This window comes from Microvirga tunisiensis, assembly GCF_009296175.1.
GTDB lineage: Bacteria > Pseudomonadota > Alphaproteobacteria > Rhizobiales > Beijerinckiaceae > Microvirga > Microvirga tunisiensis.
Map to the genome: position 1 here is coordinate 1 of NZ_VOSK01000967.1, position 612 is coordinate 612.

General features: G+C 65.4%; 1 protein-coding gene. It reads right to left on the minus strand.

Features of this window, described 5'->3' with window-relative positions:
* The coding region (locus FS320_RS51520) for a DDE-type integrase/transposase/recombinase (protein WP_152718819.1) at window positions 1–612 on the minus strand (612 nt) is incomplete at both ends.

The window sequence follows — 612 nt, forward strand, 5'->3', positions numbered from 1 at the left end:
TCCCGATGGCTGTAGATGGTGATGCCCAGCACCTCGCGCTGCACCCGCCCGTTGAAGCGCTCCACGAGACCATTGGTCTGCGGCGTGTAGGGCTTGGTCTTGCGGTGCTCCAGCTTCAGCTGGCGGCAGGCGTCCTCGAAAGCATCCGCCGTGAAGCAGGATCCTCGATCCGTCAGGACGTGCGTGACCTTGAAGGGGAAGGCGCGCACCGCCTCTTTCAGGAAGGCGACCGCGCTGGTGGCCAGCTCATCGTCCTTGACGGCCAGGTGCACCCAGCGCGAGCAGCGGTCGATGGCCACATACAAATAGCGCTTGCGGCGCTCCCCGTCGGCGGTCTGCAGCTTGGGCAGGTGCTTGATGTCGATGTGCACGAAGCCGAGATCATAGTCCTTGAACGTGCCGCTCCGGCGCTGGCGCTGCTGCGCCGGGGGCAATCGTCCCAAGCCTTCCGCCTTGAGGATGCGGTAGACGGCATCGCGGTTGAGATGCGGCAGGAAATGCGTGACGATGAAGGTCAGATCGTCGAGCGGAAAGCCGGTGGCCTGGCGCAGGACGCAGACGATGGCGCGCTCCTCGTCCGTGGCTTTCCAGGGCAGCTTGTGCGGCCGGCTG